Below are 19469 nucleotides of genomic sequence, written 5' to 3' on the forward strand. Positions count from 1 at the left end.
CAGCTGGGTGCCGCCGAGGATGGAGTCCTCGCCGTTGGTCCAGCCTGCGGTGGTGCCGCCGGGTGTGCTCGCCGGGGCGGTGGCCGCGGCATCCGTCGACTCGCTGTCGCCGATGACTGAGATGGCGTTCCCGGTGATGGTGACGGGTGCGGTGACGGGTGCGATCAGCTGGGTGCCGCCGAGGATGGAGTCCTCGCCGTTGGTCCAGCCTGCGGTGGTGCCGCCGGGTGTGCTCGCCGGGGCGGTGGCCGCGGCATCCGTCGACTCGCTGTCGCCGACGACCGAGATGGCGTTCCCGGTGATGGTGACGGGTGCCGTGACCGGCGCGATCACCTGCGTTCCCGAGGCGACGCCGTCTTCGCCCGACGTCTCGGCCGCAGTCGCCGGTGCGGAAGCGGGCGCGGGTGCCGTGGCTGCGGCTCCCGTCGACTCGCTGTCGCCGACGACCGACACGGCGTTCCCGGTGACCGTGATCGGCACGTTCACCGTGACGATCGCCTGTGTGCCCGAGCCGACGGCGTCGTCTCCACTGGTGGCAACCGGGGCGGGCGCCGGCGCAGGCGCAGCGGCGGGCGCCGTGGCCTGCTCGCTCGTGGCGTCGCCGAGGACCGACAGTGCGTTGCCCGTGATCGTGATCGGAAGGTCGACGTCGAGGAGTGCCTGGGTGCCCGAGAGCAGCCCGTCCTCCCCGGATGTCTCGGCCGCGTTCGCGACCGTTGCGCCGAGCAGCGTGATGCCGCCGGCGAGAAGCGTGCCCAACAGGGCGCGCGTGACGAAAGTGCGCATGATCGTTCTCCTTGCTGACTGATGGATTCGAAACGCGCCGGAGCGCGGGGAAGCTCTGCCGCCTCGCGGGCGGCGTCGAGCCGATCAGTCGGGAGAGACGTCGGTGGACTGCGCGGGCGCCGGTGGCGCGTCGTCGTCCTCGGACTTCGCGCGACGCACCCAGGCACGGTGTGCGACGAGCGGACCGAGGGCGAGGAACGCCCAGGCGCCGGGACCCGCACCACCGGGTCCGGCTGTCGATGCGGCCGGAAGGCAGAGCCCGCCGGCCGGAATCGGGCCTCCGCCCGCGGAGCGCGGGTCGGAGGACACGATCGACGTCGGCGCGGAGGCGGGCTCCGATGCGCCGGAGGAAGACAGGAGATCGGATGCTGCCGCCCACGCGTCCGCATGTGCGGACGCGGAGTCTGCGGCAGTCTCGGCCTGAACGGGCTCAGCACGCGGCAGTGGCGCGAGTGCAACCGCAGGATTCTGCGGTGCTGCGGGCGGCAGCACGGCGGCGCCGCCTGTGTCGACCACAGCGTCGACGACATCGTCCAACGTGTCGTCGACCGTTTCGGAGACCTCATCGACGGTCTCGTCGAGACCGACGGCGGCCACGACGTCTCCGACGACGGGCACCTCTGCGACCACTGCGACGATCGGCTGCGTCATGCCGCCGACGGGACCGCCTGAGAAGACCTCTGCGATGGGCTCGACGACGGGTTCCGCGAGGGGCTCGACGACTGCGACGATCACCTCCACCGCGGGATCGGTTGTCGATGTGACCGCGGCGGTAACGGCACCCGCCGTGTCGTCGACCAGGTCTGTGACGGCACCCAGCAGCCCGCCATCGTCGCTCTCCTGCGCGTGTGCGTGCCCCGATCCGAGGCCGAGCAGCAGCGAGAGGACGATCCAGGCGAACGCGGTCGCGGCCCCGACAAGGGCCAGTCGCGCGATCCTCGACAGCGACTCCGAGGGTGCGTTCTCCACGTTCACCTCCAACGACGAACAGCGTCACGCGCTCCGAACGGATCGCGCTTGAGGGTGCCTGGATTTCCGACCGTAGCGCGCTCGCGGCCGACGGTCAAGGCCACGACGTGTCAAGCCTGCGGGAAGGCTGGTTGCGGCATCCCGGTGTGACATCGCCGGGATTACGCGCTTTCCGAGTCGCGGAATTGTGCACAGGTCGCGCGACGGAGCGCAACCTTCAACGCGGACTTCAAGCACATCGCCGTCCACAACCTGTGGGCGGAGGAAAACCTGGTAATTCAGTAAATCCGTCGATGTTCGGTGCATGAAGTCCCGAGTTGTCCACAGGGGTTGTGCACAGCTCTTGCGGCGTTTCTCGCAGTCTCTCCACAGAGTTATCCACAGGGTCTGTTGCAGGTGTCGGACCCCATGCCTAGCGTGGGGTGCGGCCACCCGGACGACGAGGAGATCCTGCACCAATGTCGATCGCAGACATCTCCGACGAAAGACTCGGGGGCGCACCGCGCCAGTACGAGCGCACCCCTCCCCACGACATCCTCGCCGAGCAGAGCGCCCTCGGCGGCATGCTGCTGTCGAAGGATGCCGTGGCCGATGTCATCGAGTCGCTGCGCGGGTCCGACTTCTACATCCCCAAGCACGAGCTCATCTTCGAGGCGATCCTCACGCTGTATTCGCACGGAGAGCCGACCGACGTCGTGGCGGTCACCGACGAGCTGATCAAGTCGGGAGAGCTGCAGCGCGCAGGCGGCGCCGACTACCTGCACACGCTCACCTCGATCGTGCCGACGGCTGCCAACGCGGGGTACTACGCGTCGATCGTTTCCGAGCGCGCGCTGCTGCGCCGACTCGTCGAGGCGGGCACCCGGATCGTGCAGATGGGGTACGCCGGCCAGGGCGACGCAGTCGACCTGGTCAACAATGCGCAGGCCGAGATCTACAGCGTCACGGGCGCCGAGACTGCCGAAGACTACGTTCCGCTCACGCAGGCGGTCGATGCGGCGGTCGACGAGATCGAGGCGGCTCGCGGGCGCGACGGCCAGATGACCGGCATCCCGACCGGCTTCCAGCAGTTCGACGAGCTCACCAACGGGCTGCACGGCGGGCAGATGATCGTGATCGCCGCGCGACCCGCCATGGGCAAGTCGACGTTGGCGCTCGACTTCGCGCGCTCCGCGGCGATCAAGCACAACATGCCCACGATCTTCTTCTCGCTCGAGATGGGTCGCAGTGAGATCGCGATGCGCCTCATGAGCGCCGAGGGCTCGGTGCCGCTGCAGAACATGCGCAAGGGCACGCTCGACTCGCGCGACTGGACGACGATCGCATCGACGCGCGGGCGCATCAACGACGCGCCCCTGTACATCGACGACAGCCCCAACATGACGCTCGTCGAGATCCGCGCGAAGTGCCGGCGCCTCAAGCAGCGTGTCGGACTCAAGATGGTGATCATCGACTACCTGCAGCTGATGACGAGCGGCAAGAAGGTCGAATCGCGTCAGCAAGAGGTCAGCGAGTTCTCGCGTGCCCTCAAGCTGCTCGCGAAGGAGCTGCAGGTTCCGGTGGTCGCTCTGTCGCAGCTGAACCGTGGCGCCGAGCAGCGTACCGACAAGCGCCCCCAGGTGAGCGATCTGCGCGAATCCGGCTCGATCGAGCAGGACGCCGACATGGTGGTGCTGCTGCACCGCGACTCGGTCTACGACCGCGAGACACGTCCGGGCGAGGCCGACCTCATCGTCGCCAAGCACCGCAACGGCCCGACGGCGACGCTCGAGATCGCCTTCCAGGGCCACTTCTCGCGCTTCGCCGACATGGCGCCGAACGACTTCGGGTAGTAGCAGGGGTTCGCCGGCCGCATCGGCGAGCCCGTGACCGCTCCGCAGCGGTGACATCTGTCACGACCAGGTCGTGACGTAGAGCCGAGGCAGCGAGGCATGGCCGGCGCGAGGCTGGGGACATGTCAAACACACACCCCTCGAAGCTCGCGCGGCCCACTCGCGCGGCATCCGAATCCCCGGGTCCTTTCGCCGCCGTCGAGGTGACGAACCTCGCCAAGTCGTACGGTGCCGTTCGCGCCGTCGACGACCTCACTCTGCGCATCGAGCCCGGTGAGATCGTCGCGGTTCTCGGCCCGAACGGCGCCGGCAAATCGACTCTCAATGAGATGATCCTCGGGCTGGCGAAGCCTGACACCGGATCCGTCTCCGTCTTCGGTCTCGACCCGCTCGCCGCCGTTCGTGCGGGACGGATCGGGGCGATGCTGCAGGGCGGCGCACTGCTTGCCGATGCCCGGGTGATCGACGTCCTGCAGCTGATGGCGGGTCTCCACTCCCGGCCGCTCGCTGTGGGAGAGGTCATCGAACGGGCCGACGTCGGCGGGTTCCTCAAGACGAAGACCGACCGACTCTCGGGCGGCCAGGCCCAGCGGCTGCGGTACGCACTCGCGCTCCTGCCCGACCCCGACCTGCTGATCCTCGACGAGCCCACCGTGGGTATGGACGTCGAGGCGCGCCGCGGCTTCTGGCGTTCGATGCGGGAGTTCGCCGATGCGGGGCGCACCGTGATGTTCGCGACCCACTACCTCGAAGAGGCCGACGACGTCGCCCACCGGATCATCGTGCTCTCCGCCGGCCGGGTCGTGGCGGAGGGGACAGGCGACCAGATCCGATCCCGCGTCGCCGGGCGCACGATCACCCTCCTCGCTGATCACCTCGACCCCGAAGGCCTCGGCCGTCTGCCCGGTGTCGTCGCGGTCGTGCGTGTGGGTGCGCGATTGCACCTGCACACCACCGACTCCGATCTCACACTGCGGGCGCTCCTCCGCGACGAGCGCGTCCACGATGTCGAGGTCACCGCAGCCACGCTCGAGGACGCCTTCCTCGCCCTCACCACGGCTCCCGCCCTCACCACTCCCGCCCTCACGCAAGGAACGCTCCGATGACCACCTTCACTGCCCCGCGGCCGACGCCCCGCTCGACCGGGCTTCCGCCGACCCTCCACTACGCGCTGAAGAGCGCGGCGCTCACGGCCAAGAACGTCAGCTTCGTGGTGTTCACCGTCGTCATGCCGGTGACCCTCTACCTCGTCTTCTCCGCCATTTACGGAGGCGAGTCCGATGACGGACTCGCCTCGGCGATGATCATGGTCTCGATGGCCGCGTACGGCAGCCTCGGAGCGGCGATGAGCGGAGGCGCTCAGCTGGCCCTCGAGCGCCGGTCGGGCTGGTTCCGCCAGCTGATGATCACGAGCGTGCCCCCGCGCGTGTTCCTGTGGGCGCGCGCAGCGGTGACCATGACCCTCGTCCTGCCTGCGTTGATCCTCGTCTTCGTCGCGGGCGCCTTCCTCGGCGGGGTCACCGCCACCGCCGGCCAGTGGCTCGCCTCGCTGGGGCTCCTCTGGATCGGGCTGCTGCCCATGACGGTGCTCGGCATGGTCGTCGGCGTGTGGGTGAAGGCCGAGGCGGTCCAGGGTGTCACCACCATGCTGCTGCTCGCCCTCTCGCTGCTCGGAGGCTTGTGGTTCCCGGTCGACAACATGCCTCCCGTCATGGCGACGATCGCCCCCGTCCTTCCCACGTACTGGCTGGGTGAGCTCGGCCGGTTCCCGTTCCTGCCCGGCGCGGATTTCCCCTGGGGTGGCATCGGGGTGCTGCTCGCCTGGTCTGTGGGCCTGACAGTCCTCGGTGCGCTCGGCTATCGTCGAGCCGCGGCCACCAGCAAGCGCTGAGCACGAGGAGGCACCATGACGCGATCACGCCTCGGGGGCCCGCTGCGCCCCGCGCCGTTCGGGCCGGGCGACGATCCCGCCGGCGCGCCGTGGGCAGCTCCCGGCAGCCCCACCGACCTGCCGTTCCGCTGGCGGGGGGTGCGGCCGAACCTGTTCCTCACCTACCTCGTCGGCCTCGTCTTCCTCGTCTTCGCGATCCCGACGATCGCCGAGGAGGTCGGCCCCGGCATCCTCGGTCTGCGGATCGCCTACCTGGTCGTGCTCGCTGCGGCATACGTCGGCGCGGCCTGGACAGCCGACGCGTCGCTCGGGGTGCGCTGGGGGTACGTCGCCGGCTTCACAGGTCTGGTGACCGGCGGGGCAGTGCTGTGGGGGTGGGAGTTCGCGAACTTCGGTGTGTACCCCGCCGTCCTGATGGCCAGCCTCATCCCGTGGCATCAGGCCCGCCTCGCGCTCGTCGGCTGGGCGCTGGTGCTCGCTGCGGCGGGCCTCCTCGGCGGCAACTGGATGCCGGTCCTCATCGCGGCGCTCTCGCTCGGCATCGGGCTGGGGCTCGCGGGCTGGATGGAGAGCAGCCGGATCAGGCGCATGCTCGAGCGCAGTCAGACGCGGGTCGAGGCGCTCACGGTGGCCGCTGAGCGGGCGCGGATCAGCCGCGACCTGCACGACATCCTCGGCCACTCGCTCACCGCCATCACGATCAAGTCGTCGCTCGCCGCGCGCCTCGTCGACACCGAGCCCGCTGCGGCGAAAGACGAGATGGCGGCGGTCGAGGCGATCGCGCGCCAGGCTCTGGCCGATGTCCGGGCGACCGTCTCGGGGTTGACCGAGATCCGGCTCGCCACCGAGATCGCGAGTGCCCGCTCGGTGCTCCTCGCTGCCGGCGTCGATGCTCGTACGCCGTCCGCGCTGCCGACCCTGCCCGACAGCGTCAGCGAGCTGTTCGGCTATGTGGTCCGCGAATCGGTGACCAATGTCGTCCGGCACGCGGAAGCCTCGACGTGCGTGATCGAGGTCGATGAGAACGCGGTCGTGGTGCGCGACGACGGCGTCGGTGTGGATGCCGACCGGCCGGGCCACGGACTGACAGGTCTCCGCGAACGCGTCGCCGCGGTCGGCGGGGTGCTCGAGGTCGCGGCCGTCCCCGGCGGCGGCACGTCGGTCCGCGCCGTCCTCGCCCCTTCGTCCCAGCCGACCCGGACTCGGCCATGATCCGGGTGCTCGTCGCCGACGATCAGGCGATCATCGCCGAGGCGCTTGCGGCACTGCTGCGCACCGAGTCCGACCTCGAGGTCGTCGCATTGGCAGGCACCGCGCCCGATGCGGTCCGCCAGGCCGCCGACGTCCTCCCCGACGTCGTGCTGATGGACGTGCAGATGCCCGGCACGGCCGACTGCAAGGACGGCATCCAAGCCGCCGCGGCGATCGTCACCGCTCGACCCGCCACGAAGGTCATCGTCTTGACGACCTTCGGGCGCCCCGGTTACCTGCGACGCGCCATGGAGGCGGGAGCGGCCGGGTTCATGGTGAAGGACGCCTCGGCAGATCGGCTGGTGGATGCCGTGCGGCGCGTTTCCGCGGGCTTCCGCGTGGTCGACCCGGAGCTTGCCGCCGCGAGCCTCAGCATCGGACCCTCCCCACTCTCGGAGCGGGAGACCGAGGTGCTGGCGGCCGCCGCCGGCGGAGGATCGACCACCGCCATCGCGGCGATGACCTTTTTGAGCGAGGGCACGGTACGCAACCACCTGTCCGCCGCGATCGGCAAGGTCGGGGCAGGTTCGCGGGCCGAGGCCGTGCGGATCGCCACCGAGAACGGGTGGCTGTGAGCCTTGGCGTGCCCCTGCTCGTTGCTAGCATTCGGGGATGACGAAACCGGCTCCGATCGAGGACGTCCCGATCGGCGGCGACATGATCCGTCTCGGTCAGTTCATGAAGTTCGCCGGCCTTCTCGACTCCGGTGGAGACGTGAAAGAGGCCATCATCGACGGCTTCGTGACCGTGAACGGCGAGGTCGATCGCCGCCGCGGACGGCAGCTGCAGATCGGCGACATCATCGCCTTCGAGGGGCGCCGCGTGCGCGTACGTCCGTGAGTTTCGCCGATGACCGACGCAGCATCCCCTGACCGCGCCGTCCCGAACCTGCCCGCGCGAGACCTCGGTGCCACCGAGGACTTCTATGCGCGCATCGGCTTCGTCACGGCGTTCCGCGATGGCGGATGGATGATTCTGCGGCGCGGCGACCTGCAGCTCGAGTTCTTCCCGTGGCCGGATCTCGACCCGGCGACGAGCTCGAGCCGGTGCACGATCCGCGTCGCTGACGTCGACGAACTGGTGGCGACGATCCGTGCGGCGGGAGTGCCGATCGCGGATCGGGGCTTCCCGCGCCTCCATGAGGTGCGGGAGCAGGACTGGGGGCTTCGGGCCGGCCATCTCGTCGATCCCGACGGCAACCTGCTCACGCTGATCGAGGAGCGGTAGGGCGTTCGCTGTGCCGGGTCAGGTGCTTGTCTCGAAGGTGGCCAACGCGCTGATGGAGGACGTCTCGGCGCCGACCATCGGCGCGATGCCGATCATCGGGTCGGTCCTCGGCATGTTTCGCGCGGCGCTGGGCGGGCTCTGGGTCGGCGGGCGAGTCACGCTCACAACCACCACGGTCGACTTCTCGCCCAACGCGCTGAACCGATCCGTGCAGTCGGGCAGTCTCGACGTCAGCATCCCGCTCGCAGCGATCGAAGACCTCCGGGTTGTTCCGGGGCTTGTCACGAACATCGTGGTGATCACGACGGCTGACTCGGTGTTCAAGGTGCGCTGCTACGGTGCCCGACGCTTTGCGGCCGCGATCGACAGCGCGCGTCGCGCGGCTGCTTAGGCCGGCGGTCAACCGGCCGCGCTGTTTCGCTCTGCGGGCATGGCGCGGCGCCCGATGGCGAGCCAGGCGACAGGCCCCGCGACCGGAACGAAGAGGATGACGAGCGTCCAGACGAGCGCGTGCGTCGCCGTGAGGCGCTTCGCGCTCCGGGCGAGGCTCACGAGCGCTGCGACGGCCAGCGCGATGACGAGCACCGCGACGATCGACCACGCGATGTCGTAGCCGGCCGGGATCAGGGGATTGCCTGCATCGATCACCCCTACAGCGTAGTGAGCGGCGAGCGGATGCCGACCTCACTCCATCCGGCGATAGCGAATGTGGGTCGCGAGCAGCGAATGCAGCACCTCGACGGGTTCGAACCCGAAGGCTTCGCCGCCGTCGAAGATCCCCTCGCCCGACCCGAGGAGCACTGGGGCGATGTCGAGGGTGAGTTCGTCGATCACTCCGGCAGCGAGTGCCTGGCGCACGGTCGAGGCGCCTCCGGCGATGTCGACGCCGCGGTCGCCGGCTGCCTCGCGTGCCCGTGCGTAGGCGGAGTCGAAGCCGTCGGTGATGAAGTGGAAGGTCGTGCCGCCCTCCATCTCGATCGGCTCGTGGGAGTGATGCGTGAGGACGAACACCGGTGCGTGGTACGGCGGCTCGGGCCCCCACCACCCGCGCCAGTCGTCGTCCCACTCGCCGCGGATCGGGCCGAACATGTTGCGGCCCATCACATACGCGCCGCGCGGGCGCATCAGCCAGCTCGCCGCGACCTCGTCGGCCTCGTTGGCGCGCGGGTCGCCGATGTGCCAGCGATGAACCTCGATGCCGCGCTTGCCGAGGGGGTCGTCGAGGCTCTGATCCGCTCCGGCGACGAAGCCGTCGAGCGAGATCGACATGTGGCAGGTGGTGTCGGGCATCCGCTGACCCCTTCGACGGTGGGTGGCAAGGCAGGCAGTGCCCGCAATCTACCCGAGGGTGGAGGATGGAGCGCGGCCGGCACCGCCCGGGTGCCCGCCGAACCCATCGCCGGAGAGCGAGCATCACCATGATCAGCAGGTTCGAAGAGCTCGACTGGCAGGAGACGCCGATGGGCGAGTTGACGCTCCGGCGGCGCGCCGACCCCGCGACGGGCGAGCTCATCTACGAGGTGAAGCTCAAGGACGAGTACCTCATGTCGAGCCTGTTCACCGTCGCCGAGGAGGCTCTCGCGACCCTGGGCCTCGCCGCAGCACCGGGCGATGCTCTCGACGTGGTCGTCGGAGGCTTGGGCCTCGGCTATACGGCAGTGACCGCGCTCCGAGACGACCGGGTTCGACGGCTCGACGTGATCGATGCCCTGCCCGCGGTGATCGGGTGGCATGAGCGAGAGCTGCTTCCGGTGTCGGCCGAGCTGGTGCGTGACACGCGCACGACCCTGATCCACGACGACTTCTTCGCCGTGATGCGGCGGGCACCGGCATCCGACCACGAGCGATATGACGCCATCCTGCTCGACGTCGATCACTCTCCGCGCCACACCCTCGATCCGAGCCACGCCGACCTGTATACGGTGGCCGGCCTCGAATCCCTCACACGGCATATGTCCGACCGTGGCGTCTTCGCGCTGTGGTCGGACGACCCGCCCGACGCCGAGTTCATGACCACGCTCGCTGCCGTCTTCACCGACACCACCGCGCACGTGGTCGACTTCGACAATCGCCTCACCGGCGGCACGTCGTCGAACACGGTGTACGTCGCGACGGGTTTGCCGGCGACACGGTGACCGCCGTGCGTGGATCGCGGCACACAGCGTCTCCGCAGTGAGTACCGCTACCGTCGTAATCGGTGCGCCTGGGGGTTGCACCCCTCCGATGCGGAGCACGCATCATTCCCAGCCTGGAGCGACGCTTGTCCACATCTCTTCGAGCGCGCATCGGCGCGCTCATTTCTGCCACCATCTTGGTCGGACTTTTCGCGCCGATGATCGTTGCGGCACCTGCGAATGCCGATGAGACCGAACTGGCCACGGGCGGAATCACCGGTAGCGTCAGCGACGTCATTGCAACGCCGCTCGCAGATGCCGAGGTCGAACTCTTCGTCCTGGTCGACGGCGCTTGGGCACCCGAGCCGACCGCCGAGGTCACGACCGATGCACACGGCGACTTCGTCTTCGCGGCCGTCGCCGACGGCACCTACGCGGTGCGCGCCGCCGAGGCCGACGAGTTCTCCGCCTTCGTTCCGACGTGGTACCCGTCCAGCGATGTGATGCCGGACGTGGACGCAGCCAGTCTCGTCGTCGTCGAGTCCGCGCCGGTCGACGGTATCGACATCGTGCTCGTTCCGAGCATGATCGAGGCGACGAGCGCCCCACAGGTCACCGGCTCAGCCCGGGTGGGCTCGAAACTGACCCACACCGACGGTGAGTGGAGCGTGACCGGCCTGTCGTTCACGCGGCAATGGTTCCGCGGCGCCGAGGTCATCGGCGGCGCGACCGGAGTCGACTATTCCATCGTCGCCGACGACCTCGGCCGTACCATCTCCGTTGCCGTCACTGCACACCGCGAAGGCTTCAGCTCAACCACCGCGTCATCCGCAGCCACGAGCGAAGTCGCCGTGGGCGAGATCGCAACCGCGGTCCCGACCATCAGCGGAACTCTCGCAGTGGGTGCGACTCTGACCGCGAAGCTCGGCATCTGGACCAGTGGCACGACGATTGCCTACGAGTGGCTGCGTGATGGCTCAGCGATCAGTGGCGCGACCGCCAGCGTGTACAAGCTCACCACATCCGACGTCGGCAAGGCGATCTCTGTCCGCGTGCGCGGAACGAAGGCCGGCTACGCCCCTGTGGTGAAGACCTCTGCGCCGTCTGCGAAGGTGGCGATCGCCGCGACTCCTAAGGTGACGGGAACGTACGCCGTCGGAGAGACGCTGACGGCGGCCGCCGGCACCTGGACGAGCGGGACCACGTTCAGGTACCAGTGGCTGCGCGATGGCAGCGCAATCGCCGGTGCCACGACGAGCACGTACCAGCTTGCATCCGCCGACAACGGCAAGACGATCACGGTTCAGGTCACCGGATCCAAGAGCGGTTACGCGACGATCGCGCGCGCATCCGCCGCGTCGGCCAAGGCGGTCACCGCCGCCACGCCGAAGGTCTCGGGAGTCGTCGCCGTCGGTCAGACGCTGACCGCAACATCAGGCACCTGGACCGCGGGCACGACGCTCGCCTACCAGTGGCTGCGCGATGGGCGGGCCATCTCGAGCGCGACGAAGAGCACCTACGCGATCGCGGCCACCGACGCCGGCACAGCGATCAGCGTGAAGGTCACTGGCACCCAACCGGGTTTCGCGACGATCACCAAGACATCCATCGCCACCGGCAAGGTGCAGATTGCACCGACGCCTACGATCTCGGGCTCGATGGTGGTCGGTACGACGCTCACGGCAAAGGCCGGCGCGTGGACTAGTGGCGCGACGCTCTCCTACGCCTGGCTGCGCGACGGCGCCGCAATCTCCGGGGCGACGAGCAGCACCTACGCATTGACGACGAGTGACTCGGGCAAGCTCATCACCGTCAAAGTCACGGGCAGGAAGTCGGGGTTCGCGACAGTCTGGCGAATCTCGGCGAACACGACGAAGACGATGCGCGCGTCGACACCGACCATCTCGGGTGTGGTCAAGGTCGCTTCGACTTTGACCGCGAATCCCGGCACGTGGACTACAGGCACGGAGTTCAGCTACACATGGCTGCGGAACGGAACCTCGATCACCGGCGCGACCGGCGCCACGTACAAGCTCACCGCGAGTGACCGCGGCGCGCAGATCACCGTCAAGGTCACGGGGAGGAAGTCCGGCCACACACCGGTGACCCGCACGTCCGCCAAGACGGCGGCTGTTGCGGCCGGCACCTTGACCGCCGCCACGCCGACCATCTCCGGCACGAAGCGAGTCGGAAACACCCTCACGGCGATTCCCGGCACTTGGGGACCATCAGTCGTCACGCTGAAGTACCAGTGGTATCGCAGCGGCGCAGCCATCAGTGGCGCCACGAGCACGACGCACAAGCTCGTCTCCGCTGATATCGGCAAGACGATGAGCGTGAAGGTCACGGGATCGAAGACCGGCTACACGACCACGAGCAAGACCAGCGCGGCAACCGGCCCGATCGCCGACGCCAGTTGGTACGCGAAGAAGTTCGGCACATTCACCGCCAAGACGTTCTCGGGCTACGGCGACGATGTCATCACTGTTCCGGCAAACATGTCGACGGGGATCATGTCGGCGAGCTTCGTGGGCGACGGCAACTTCATCGTGTGGTCCCTCGACGCCTCCTACGACAGCCAGAACCTGTTGTTCAACGAGATCTCCTATGGAACCGAGTTCACTGGCGCAACCGTCTACGGGAAGGCGGACGGGTACTACGGCGAGGCGACCTCGTACTTCGAGATCACCGCGGACGGTGCATGGACCGTGACCCTCTCGTCGATCGACTCGGCCGCACAGCTCCCTGCATCAGGGTCCGGATCTGGCGTATACAAGTACGACGGTGCTGCGACAAGCATCGAGCTCGGGTATTTCGGGGACAGCAACTTCATCGTTTGGCAGTACTTCGACGGCACCTACGGCTATGACGCGGACCTCATCGTGAACGAGATCGGCGCCGTGTCCGGCAGGTATGCGTTCAACCGCGGACCGTCGCTCGTCGTGATCACGGCTGACGGCGGTTGGTACGCCGTCCGCTGACGCATCGCTCGGGCGGATGCCGGGCGTAGACCCGGCGTCCGCTCCTTCGATCGCCACCGCATCACGGCTCGTTTAGTCTGTCGGCGTGAGTCAACCACTCGACGAGGGTCCCTTCTTTCACGGCACGAAGGCCGATCTGCGGGTCGGTGACCTGTTGAGGGCGGGGTTCAGGTCGAACTACCGTCCCGAAGTGGTGATGAACCACATTTATTTCACCGCCCTGCCCGACGGCGCCGGTCTGGCGGCCGAACTCGCGCCGGGCGACGCCGAGCCGCGGGTCTACCTGGTCGAGCCGACCGGTCCGTTCGAGAACGACCCCAACGTGACTGACAAGAAGTTCCCCGGCAACCCCACGCGCTCATACCGCAGCACGGCCCCGATCCGTGTCGTCGGAGAGAAGACCGACTGGACGCGACTGACGCCGGAGGCGCTGCAGGTGTGGCAGGACCGCCTGGCGGAACTCCGCGCCGATGACCGCGGCGAGATCATCAACTGAGTCAGTCGTCGGTTGGCGTCGACCGCTCCGCTGACCAGCCTGACCAGTCGCGCGCGTCGACGACACAGAAGCGATTGCCCTCGGGATCCTCCATGATCACGTAGTCGGCGTCCGCCGGCTGTTTGTCCCAGTGCACTTCGCGGGCGCCGAGCGCCGTGAGGCGGCTCACTTCTGCGGCCTGGTCGTCGGCGTACAGATCGAGGTGGATGCGCGGGGGCAGCATGCGCGGCGACGGGACCGCGTCGAGCGAGACCTGGGGCCCGACACCGTTGCGGGGCCGGAGCATCACGAAGTCGTCGCTGCCCGAAGGCCGGACGTCGTACCGGAGCGCCGCAGTCCAGAAGTCCGCCTGCCGCTGAAGGTCGTCGACGCGGATCACGATCGAGCCCACGATGAGCATGGCTGGACTCTACGTCGGCGGTGCCGCGCACACAATCGGTGCAGCTCAGAAGGGCGGCGGATCGCCGCCGTAGTCGGCAGGTGGGCGCGGCGTCGCGGACTCATATGCGTCCGACGGCACGAATTGCACGGCGGCGGGTGGCTTGTCGACATAGGGGCGCCCGGTTGGACTCGTCCATTCGAGGATGCCGTTCTCGAGCTGCCGCACCGTCCACGCGGTCGCGTGCTTGACGGTGTGATGGCGGCGGCAGAGGTGGGCGAGATTCTCGTGGCACGTGGGTCCGCCGTACGCGGCGTCGACCGTGTGATCGACGTCGCAGCGCCACGGGCGCTGGATGCACCCGGGGAATCGGCAGCGCTCGTCGCGCACTCCCAGGAACCGGCGCAGCTCGGCGCTCGGGTGGTAGCGGTCGACGGCGAGCGGCACCCCGGTGTGCGGGTGGGTCATCACGCGATCCCATCCGGGGGCGTCAGCAGCGAGTCGGGCGGCGGTCTCGCGATCGATCGGGCCGTAGCCGGCGAGCAATGCGGGCTCATCGCCGATGCCCGCCGCGGTGAGCACGGGCACGGTGATCTGCACGCGCCCCTGAATCGCGCCCAGCGCGTCGGCTCTGCCGTGACCGGTCGGAGCCGCCGTGAGAAGCATGTCGACCAGGATGTCGGCGCGGAGCTCGGCCAGCGTCCGCGGATCCTCGAGCCGCTCGGCTTCGGCGTCGGCATCCTGCTCATCGCCGCCATCGCGAACTTCGTACGCCATCTGGGTGAGGCGATCCAGGATCGCGTAGGCGTGAGCGGCCGGCACGTCGGCGAGAAGGCGCCCCATGCTGTCGCCCAGATCGATGACGCGCACCTGACGGCCGTCACGCGCCCGGCGCTGCAGCTCTGCGACGGTCTCGGGATCGAGGCGCGCCGCGACGATGCGCGCGATCGCGCGCAGCCGCGTAGGGGTCTCGAATCCGGCGGCCTCGAGCACCACATGCTCGTACTGCGCGCGCACGTCGGGGTCGCCGATGCTGATGCCGGCGTCGATGATCGCCGAGACGTGCGCGGCGTCGATCCGCCCGCCCTCGAACGCGGCGAGAGTCGCCGGAAACGATCGGGTGAGGGAGGATGCCGAGGCCATCCGGGCCTGCACGCTGCGATCGCTCAGCCGCATCGCAGCGCCGAGCTCGCTCGTGACCTCGCGCAGCGCGAGGTCGGTGTCCCACCGCTTACCCGATGCTCGTCGTGACGCGGTGCGCTCCAGCACCAGTTCGCCGGCCTCGGCGAGGAGCGCCGCTTCCTGCGCCTGCAGGCGGGCGATCTGAGCGCGCGTGTCGACGACACCGGTCACGACGCGATCGAGCGCGCTCCAGGTTCCTGGTGAGTCGATCGGCATGTGCCCCATGAGTGCTCCTGAGAGAACGACACCACGACGGGCGTCGACCGGTCTCGCGTGGGCACGTACGCGGGATCTGCTGAGGACTTCAGTCTAGCATGAACTAACGACACTGGAGTCATCAATCGCGCCGAGAACGGCATTCAGTTTAGAAACTAAATCCGCACCCGACCGACCGAAGAAGCGGAGAACTCGTCAACCCGCCGCCTTCTCGACGAGCTCGGTGATCCGCTTCTTCGTCGCCGGGGTGAACGCGACCAGCGCGAACGCGGTGCTCCACATGTCGCCGTCGTCGAGGGCAGCGGCGCCTTCGAACCCGAGCGTCGAATAGCGGGCCTTGAACTTCGTCGCGGGCTGGAAGAACAGCACGATCTTGCCGTCGGCGTTCGCCCACGCAGGCATGCTGTAGTAGGTCTTCGGGAAGAGTTCGGGGGCGACCTCGGAGACGATCGCGTGGATTCCCTCGGCCAGCTCCTTCTCGTCCGGAGTCATCGCGGCGATGGCCTCGAGGAGGGCCTTCTCGCCCGCTGCGCGACTCTTGCCGGCTTTCGCCTCGGCCCGCAGCTCCTTCGCGCGCTCCTTCACGGCATTCCGTTCGTCCTGAGACAGACCTTCGGATGCCGGGCTCTTCTTCGATTCGGTGCTCATGGTTCTCCTTCGACGTGTGGCGCGCGCCCGGAACCGGCCCGCTGCCCTCAACGCTACGCATCCATTCACGCCGATACTTCTCCGATCCTGACCGATCCGGCGGCTCTCCGACAGGGCTCATGCCACCTCGCGAATGCTCTTGTGCGGGTCGCGGGGCAGGTCTACAGTGACGCTCGCAAGTGGCTCGTTGTCCGCGCCGTTCGGGGGCGCGTCGAGCCACGAGGGGGACCGGTATGTCCGCGTCGAAGCAGGGTTTCAAGCTGGGGATCGTCGCTCTTCTCACCGGAGGGCTGTTGGCATCGGGGGTCGGCGGGCCTGCGCTCGCGGTCGCCGACGAAGACCCGCCACCTCGCGTGATGGTCGATGCGGCGAGCGGACGGGTCATCGCAGACCCGACCGTCGGTGCGCTCACCGAGGCGAGCGCCGCCGCTGCGGCGGACATCGCGCTGGGCTACCTGCGCGAGAACGCCGGCGATTTCGGGCTGACCGCCGAGGCGGCATCCGGTCTCTACGTCCATAAAGAGGTGAAGCTCTCCAACGGCTCGTCGGCCGTGCACGTCGGCCAGCGCATCGACGGCCTGCGCGTGCGCGGCGCCGTCATGACCGCTGTGGTGGCCGCCGACGGCCGGCTGCTGTCGGCCGCCGGATTCCTCGCGCCGGGTGACGGCACCGGAACGACCGCGAAGCTCACGGCGCAGGTCGCGATCGACGCCGCCGCCGACGCGCAGGATGCCGAGGCATCCCGGCCGCTGCGCGAAGCCGCGACGAAGGCGCCCGCGGCGAAGGAGTACCCGAACGTCTACGCCGAGGGCCTGACCCAGCCGGCGCCGATCACGGCCGAGCTCGTCTGGTACCCCGACGAGAACGGCACCGCCCTGCGGCTCGCGTGGCTCACCGACATCGAGTCGTCGGGTCAGGCGTGGTTCGAGTCGGTCGTCGACGCCAACACCGGCGAGGTGATCGAGCAGCAGAGCCGCTACGCGCACGCCGCCCCCGAGGGTGACGTCTTCCGCGAAGAGCACCCCGAGGCCGCCGGCGCGACCCGCCAGACCACGTCGTTCTCGGGCCCCGGCGGCCCATGGGTCGCCGACCGCACGACCAGCGGCAACAACGTCAACGCCTACCTCGATCGCGACGACGACGACGCCAACAACGAGTACCAGCCCGAGACGGCGGCGAACGGCGATCCGGGCTATCAGGAGTTCACCTACGCGTGGACGGATGCTTGGCGCACGACCGCCGACGTCGATTCGCTCGCGGCCCTCGATGCCGACCGCGATGCGGCCATCACGCAGCTCTTCTACTACACGAATGTGATGCACGACTGGCTCCACACCCACGGCTTCGACGAGGCCAGCGGCAACTTCCAGGTCGACAACTTCGGCCTCGGCGGCAGCGGCGGCGACCCCGTCCTCGCCGAGGCGCAGGACGGCTGGGACTTCGGCTGCGTCGACGACAAGGACACCGCCGACACCGGTGACGACGAAGACATCCGCTGCCTGAACAACGCCAACTTCGGCACTCCCGCCGAAGGTACGAGCCCGCGCATGCAGATGTACATGTGGGCACCGGGGCGTCCGTATCGCGACGGCGACATGGACGGCGACGTCATCGCCCACGAGTACGGGCACGGCGTCTCGAGCCGGCTCGTCGGCGGCGGCAACCTCGGCTACAACGACTTCGACCAGCGCGGCGCGCTCGGCGAAGGCTGGAGCGACGTGATCTCCATCCTCAAGTGGGACGACGCGACCGTCGGCGAGTACGTCACCGGCGACCAGATCAACGGCATCCGATCCGTCGGCTACGACATCTCCACCCGCACCTTCCAGTCGTACAACACCTCGTCCAACAGCGGCCACGGCAACGGCGAGATCTGGGCGGCGACGATCTACGACATCGGCCAGCTGTTCCCGGGCGGCGTCGAACCGCTCGCGACCCTCGTGCTCGACGGTATGAAGGCGACTCCGGCCGACCCGACGTACATCGATGCGCGCAACGCGCTGATCACCGCCGACGGCGGCGAGAACACGTGCCTCATCTGGTCGGCGTTCGCAGGCCGGGGCCTCGGCGTCGACTCGACGACGGGGCTCGACACGGTTCCGACCGCAAGCGACGCCGTCCCGCCCGAGTGCGAGCCGACGGCAGATGCCGGCGGCCCGTACGTCACGCCCGAGGGGACGGATGCCGCTCTCGACGGCACGGGGTCTGCCAGCGGCAGCGACCCGAGCGCCGGCGCGATCACAGCGTACGCGTGGGATCTCGACGACGACGGCCAGTACGACGACGCGACCGGTGCGACGCCCTCGTTCACCGCGGTGGGCCAGGACGGCGTGTACACGATCGGCCTCGAAGTCACCGATGAGTTCGGCAGAACCGCGACCGACACGAGCACCGTGACGGTCACGAACGTCGCGCCGACGGTCGCGATCGACGCGATCACGCCGATCGACGAGTTCGGCACCGTGACGGTGTCGGGCACGGTCACCGACCCGGGCTGGCTCGACGACCTGTCGGCGAGCATCTCGTTCGACGACGGTGAGGCGCCCGTGGCGCTCGCCGGGGTCGAGGAGAACGTGCGGCCCGACGCGACGCTCACCTTCTCGGTCGAGCATCAGTACGGCGACGACGGCGACTTCACCGTCGAAGTCTGCGCCGCCGACGACGACACGAGCGACAACTGCGACACCGAGGTCGCCGCGGTGGCGAACGTCGATCCCACCGCGACGATCGACACGTCGGGCGAGCAGGTGTACGACGGCGTCAGCGCCTTCATCCTCGAGGCAGGAGAAGAGCTCACGGTGCCGGCCACCTCGACCGATCCGGGCAGCGACGACATCGAGATCACGTGGGAGTGGGGGGACTCGGCATCCGATTCCCTGACCTCGCTCGTGAACCCGCCCGCTCTCGACCCGCTGAAGTCGCCGAGTGTGGAGCCGCGCGATGTGACGCTCGAGGCGAGCCACATCTACAGTGACGCGTGCCTGTATGAACTCGGCGTCACGGCGACCGACGACGACGGCGGGGTCTCTCCGACCGACACCGCGGCGGTCGTCATCACCGGCAACGCGACGGTGTCGAAGGGTCACGGCTGGTGGCTGAACCAGTACCGCCCGAAGCCGCCGAACGACTTCACGCCGGCCGAGCTCCAGTGCTACCTCGACATCGTCGGGTACTTCAGCCTGGTCTTCGACGAGGACACCGACGCGTCGACACGCGCGGCGGCGACGAAGGTGCTCAACGCTCCGGCCAAGTCACCGGGAGATGTGATCTTCGACCAGCATGCTCTCGGCGCCTGGCTGAACTTCGCCAACGGCTCGGTGAGTCTCGCGACCCCGGTCGACACCGACGGCAACGGCACACTCGACAGCACCTTCGGGGCCGTCATGCTCACCGCCGAGACGGTGCGGATGAACCCGGCGTCGACGACCGCGCAGATCAAGGCGCAGAAGAACCTCGTCGAGCGGATCGCCACGCAGAGCGGAGACTAGGGGGTCGAC

The 19469-nt window shown here is 68.7% G+C and carries 19 protein-coding genes; 12 read left to right on the forward strand and 7 right to left on the reverse strand.

Translation table 11 applies throughout. The features are described 5' to 3' along the window. Together FFS15_RS07665 and FFS15_RS07670 are read right to left on the reverse strand one after the other, a co-directional pair. Window positions 1-786 (reverse strand): chaplin family protein (locus FFS15_RS07665; RefSeq protein ID WP_137844435.1); only part of this gene is annotated, 786 nt, incomplete at its 3' end. An 84-nt stretch (window positions 787-870) separates the two neighbouring features. Further along, window positions 871-1755, reverse strand: coding sequence for a hypothetical protein (locus FFS15_RS07670; RefSeq protein WP_249353832.1), 885 nt, complete (start codon window positions 1753-1755; stop codon window positions 871-873). Between the two features lie 458 nt (window positions 1756-2213). On the opposite strand from FFS15_RS07670, the gene dnaB reads away from it, so the two are divergent. The 8 genes from dnaB (at window position 2214) to FFS15_RS07710 (ending at window position 8347) form a co-directional block, all read left to right on the forward strand. Then, a complete protein-coding gene (dnaB, locus tag FFS15_RS07675; protein ID WP_137844436.1) occupies window positions 2214-3587 on the forward strand; it encodes a replicative DNA helicase in 1374 nt (457 codons plus the stop codon). Between the two features lie 122 nt (window positions 3588-3709). Beyond that, window positions 3710-4693, forward strand: coding sequence for an ABC transporter ATP-binding protein (locus FFS15_RS07680; RefSeq protein WP_137844437.1), 984 nt, complete (start codon window positions 3710-3712; stop codon window positions 4691-4693). Then, entirely contained in the window at window positions 4690-5478 is a 789-nt protein-coding gene (locus tag FFS15_RS07685) for an ABC transporter permease (RefSeq protein ID WP_137844438.1), read from the forward strand. Before FFS15_RS07680 ends, FFS15_RS07685 begins: the two co-directional genes overlap by 4 nt. A gap of 15 nt (window positions 5479-5493) precedes the next feature. Next, window positions 5494-6690, forward strand: a complete 1197-nt coding sequence (locus FFS15_RS07690; protein WP_137844439.1) for a histidine kinase — start codon at window positions 5494-5496, stop codon at window positions 6688-6690. Then, complete coding sequence (locus FFS15_RS07695; RefSeq protein WP_137844440.1) at window positions 6687-7304, forward strand: response regulator transcription factor; 618 nt, start codon at window positions 6687-6689, stop codon at window positions 7302-7304. Before FFS15_RS07690 ends, FFS15_RS07695 begins: the two co-directional genes overlap by 4 nt. 37 nt (window positions 7305-7341) lie before the next feature. Continuing rightward, the gene (locus tag FFS15_RS07700) at window positions 7342-7569 is read left to right on the forward strand and encodes an RNA-binding S4 domain-containing protein (RefSeq protein WP_137844441.1); all 228 of its coding nucleotides are present in this window, start codon (window positions 7342-7344) and stop codon (window positions 7567-7569) included. Window positions 7570-7578: 9 nt separating this feature from the next. After that, complete coding sequence (locus FFS15_RS07705; RefSeq protein ID WP_137844442.1) at window positions 7579-7956, forward strand: bleomycin resistance protein; 378 nt, start codon at window positions 7579-7581, stop codon at window positions 7954-7956. 10 nt (window positions 7957-7966) lie between these two features. Beyond that, the gene (locus FFS15_RS07710) at window positions 7967-8347 is read left to right on the forward strand and encodes a hypothetical protein (protein WP_137844443.1); all 381 of its coding nucleotides are present in this window, start codon (window positions 7967-7969) and stop codon (window positions 8345-8347) included. A gap of 8 nt (window positions 8348-8355) precedes the next feature. Here the strand turns inward: FFS15_RS07710 and FFS15_RS07715 are convergent, their stop codons facing one another. Together FFS15_RS07715 and FFS15_RS07720 are read right to left on the reverse strand one after the other, a co-directional pair. After that, the gene (locus FFS15_RS07715; protein WP_249353834.1) at window positions 8356-8604 is read right to left on the reverse strand and encodes a PLD nuclease N-terminal domain-containing protein; all 249 of its coding nucleotides are present in this window, start codon (window positions 8602-8604) and stop codon (window positions 8356-8358) included. A 36-nt stretch (window positions 8605-8640) separates the two neighbouring features. Next, a complete protein-coding gene (locus tag FFS15_RS07720; protein ID WP_137844444.1) occupies window positions 8641-9246 on the reverse strand; it encodes a dihydrofolate reductase family protein in 606 nt (201 codons plus the stop codon). A 128-nt stretch (window positions 9247-9374) separates the two neighbouring features. On the opposite strand from FFS15_RS07720, the gene FFS15_RS07725 reads away from it, so the two are divergent. The 3 genes from FFS15_RS07725 to arr all read left to right on the forward strand — a co-directional run bounded on the left by FFS15_RS07725 (window position 9375) and on the right by arr (window position 13547). Next, complete coding sequence (locus tag FFS15_RS07725) at window positions 9375-10091, forward strand: spermidine synthase (protein WP_137844445.1); 717 nt, start codon at window positions 9375-9377, stop codon at window positions 10089-10091. Between the two features lie 197 nt (window positions 10092-10288). Continuing rightward, entirely contained in the window at window positions 10289-13051 is a 2763-nt protein-coding gene (locus FFS15_RS07730) for a carboxypeptidase-like regulatory domain-containing protein (RefSeq protein ID WP_137844446.1), read from the forward strand. 85 nt (window positions 13052-13136) lie between these two features. Beyond that, window positions 13137-13547, forward strand: a complete 411-nt coding sequence (gene arr, locus FFS15_RS07735; RefSeq protein WP_137844447.1) for an NAD(+)--rifampin ADP-ribosyltransferase — start codon at window positions 13137-13139, stop codon at window positions 13545-13547. A gap of 1 nt (window position 13548) precedes the next feature. Here arr and FFS15_RS07740 read toward each other — a convergent pair whose 3' ends face one another. The 3 genes from FFS15_RS07740 to FFS15_RS07750 all read right to left on the reverse strand — a co-directional run bounded on the left by FFS15_RS07740 (window position 13549) and on the right by FFS15_RS07750 (window position 15972). Further along, window positions 13549-13947 carry a VOC family protein gene (locus FFS15_RS07740; RefSeq protein WP_137844448.1) on the reverse strand — a complete coding sequence of 133 codons (399 nt, stop codon included), beginning with the start codon at window positions 13945-13947 and terminating at the stop codon, window positions 13549-13551. 45 nt (window positions 13948-13992) lie between these two features. Continuing rightward, window positions 13993-15333 (reverse strand): HNH endonuclease signature motif containing protein, encoded by a 1341-nt coding sequence (locus tag FFS15_RS07745; protein ID WP_137844449.1) that lies wholly within the window; start codon window positions 15331-15333, stop codon window positions 13993-13995. Window positions 15334-15519: 186 nt separating this feature from the next. After that, entirely contained in the window at window positions 15520-15972 is a 453-nt protein-coding gene (locus FFS15_RS07750) for a hypothetical protein (protein WP_137844450.1), read from the reverse strand. Window positions 15973-16205: 233 nt separating this feature from the next. On the opposite strand from FFS15_RS07750, the gene FFS15_RS07755 reads away from it, so the two are divergent. Beyond that, window positions 16206-19460 carry a M36 family metallopeptidase gene (locus FFS15_RS07755; protein WP_137844451.1) on the forward strand — a complete coding sequence of 1085 codons (3255 nt, stop codon included), beginning with the start codon at window positions 16206-16208 and terminating at the stop codon, window positions 19458-19460. The last annotated feature ends 9 nt before the right edge of the window (window positions 19461-19469 follow it).

Origin of the sequence: Microbacterium sp. 2FI, assembly GCF_005502885.1 — a bacterium.
In the GTDB taxonomy this organism is placed as follows: domain Bacteria; phylum Actinomycetota; class Actinomycetes; order Actinomycetales; family Microbacteriaceae; genus Microbacterium.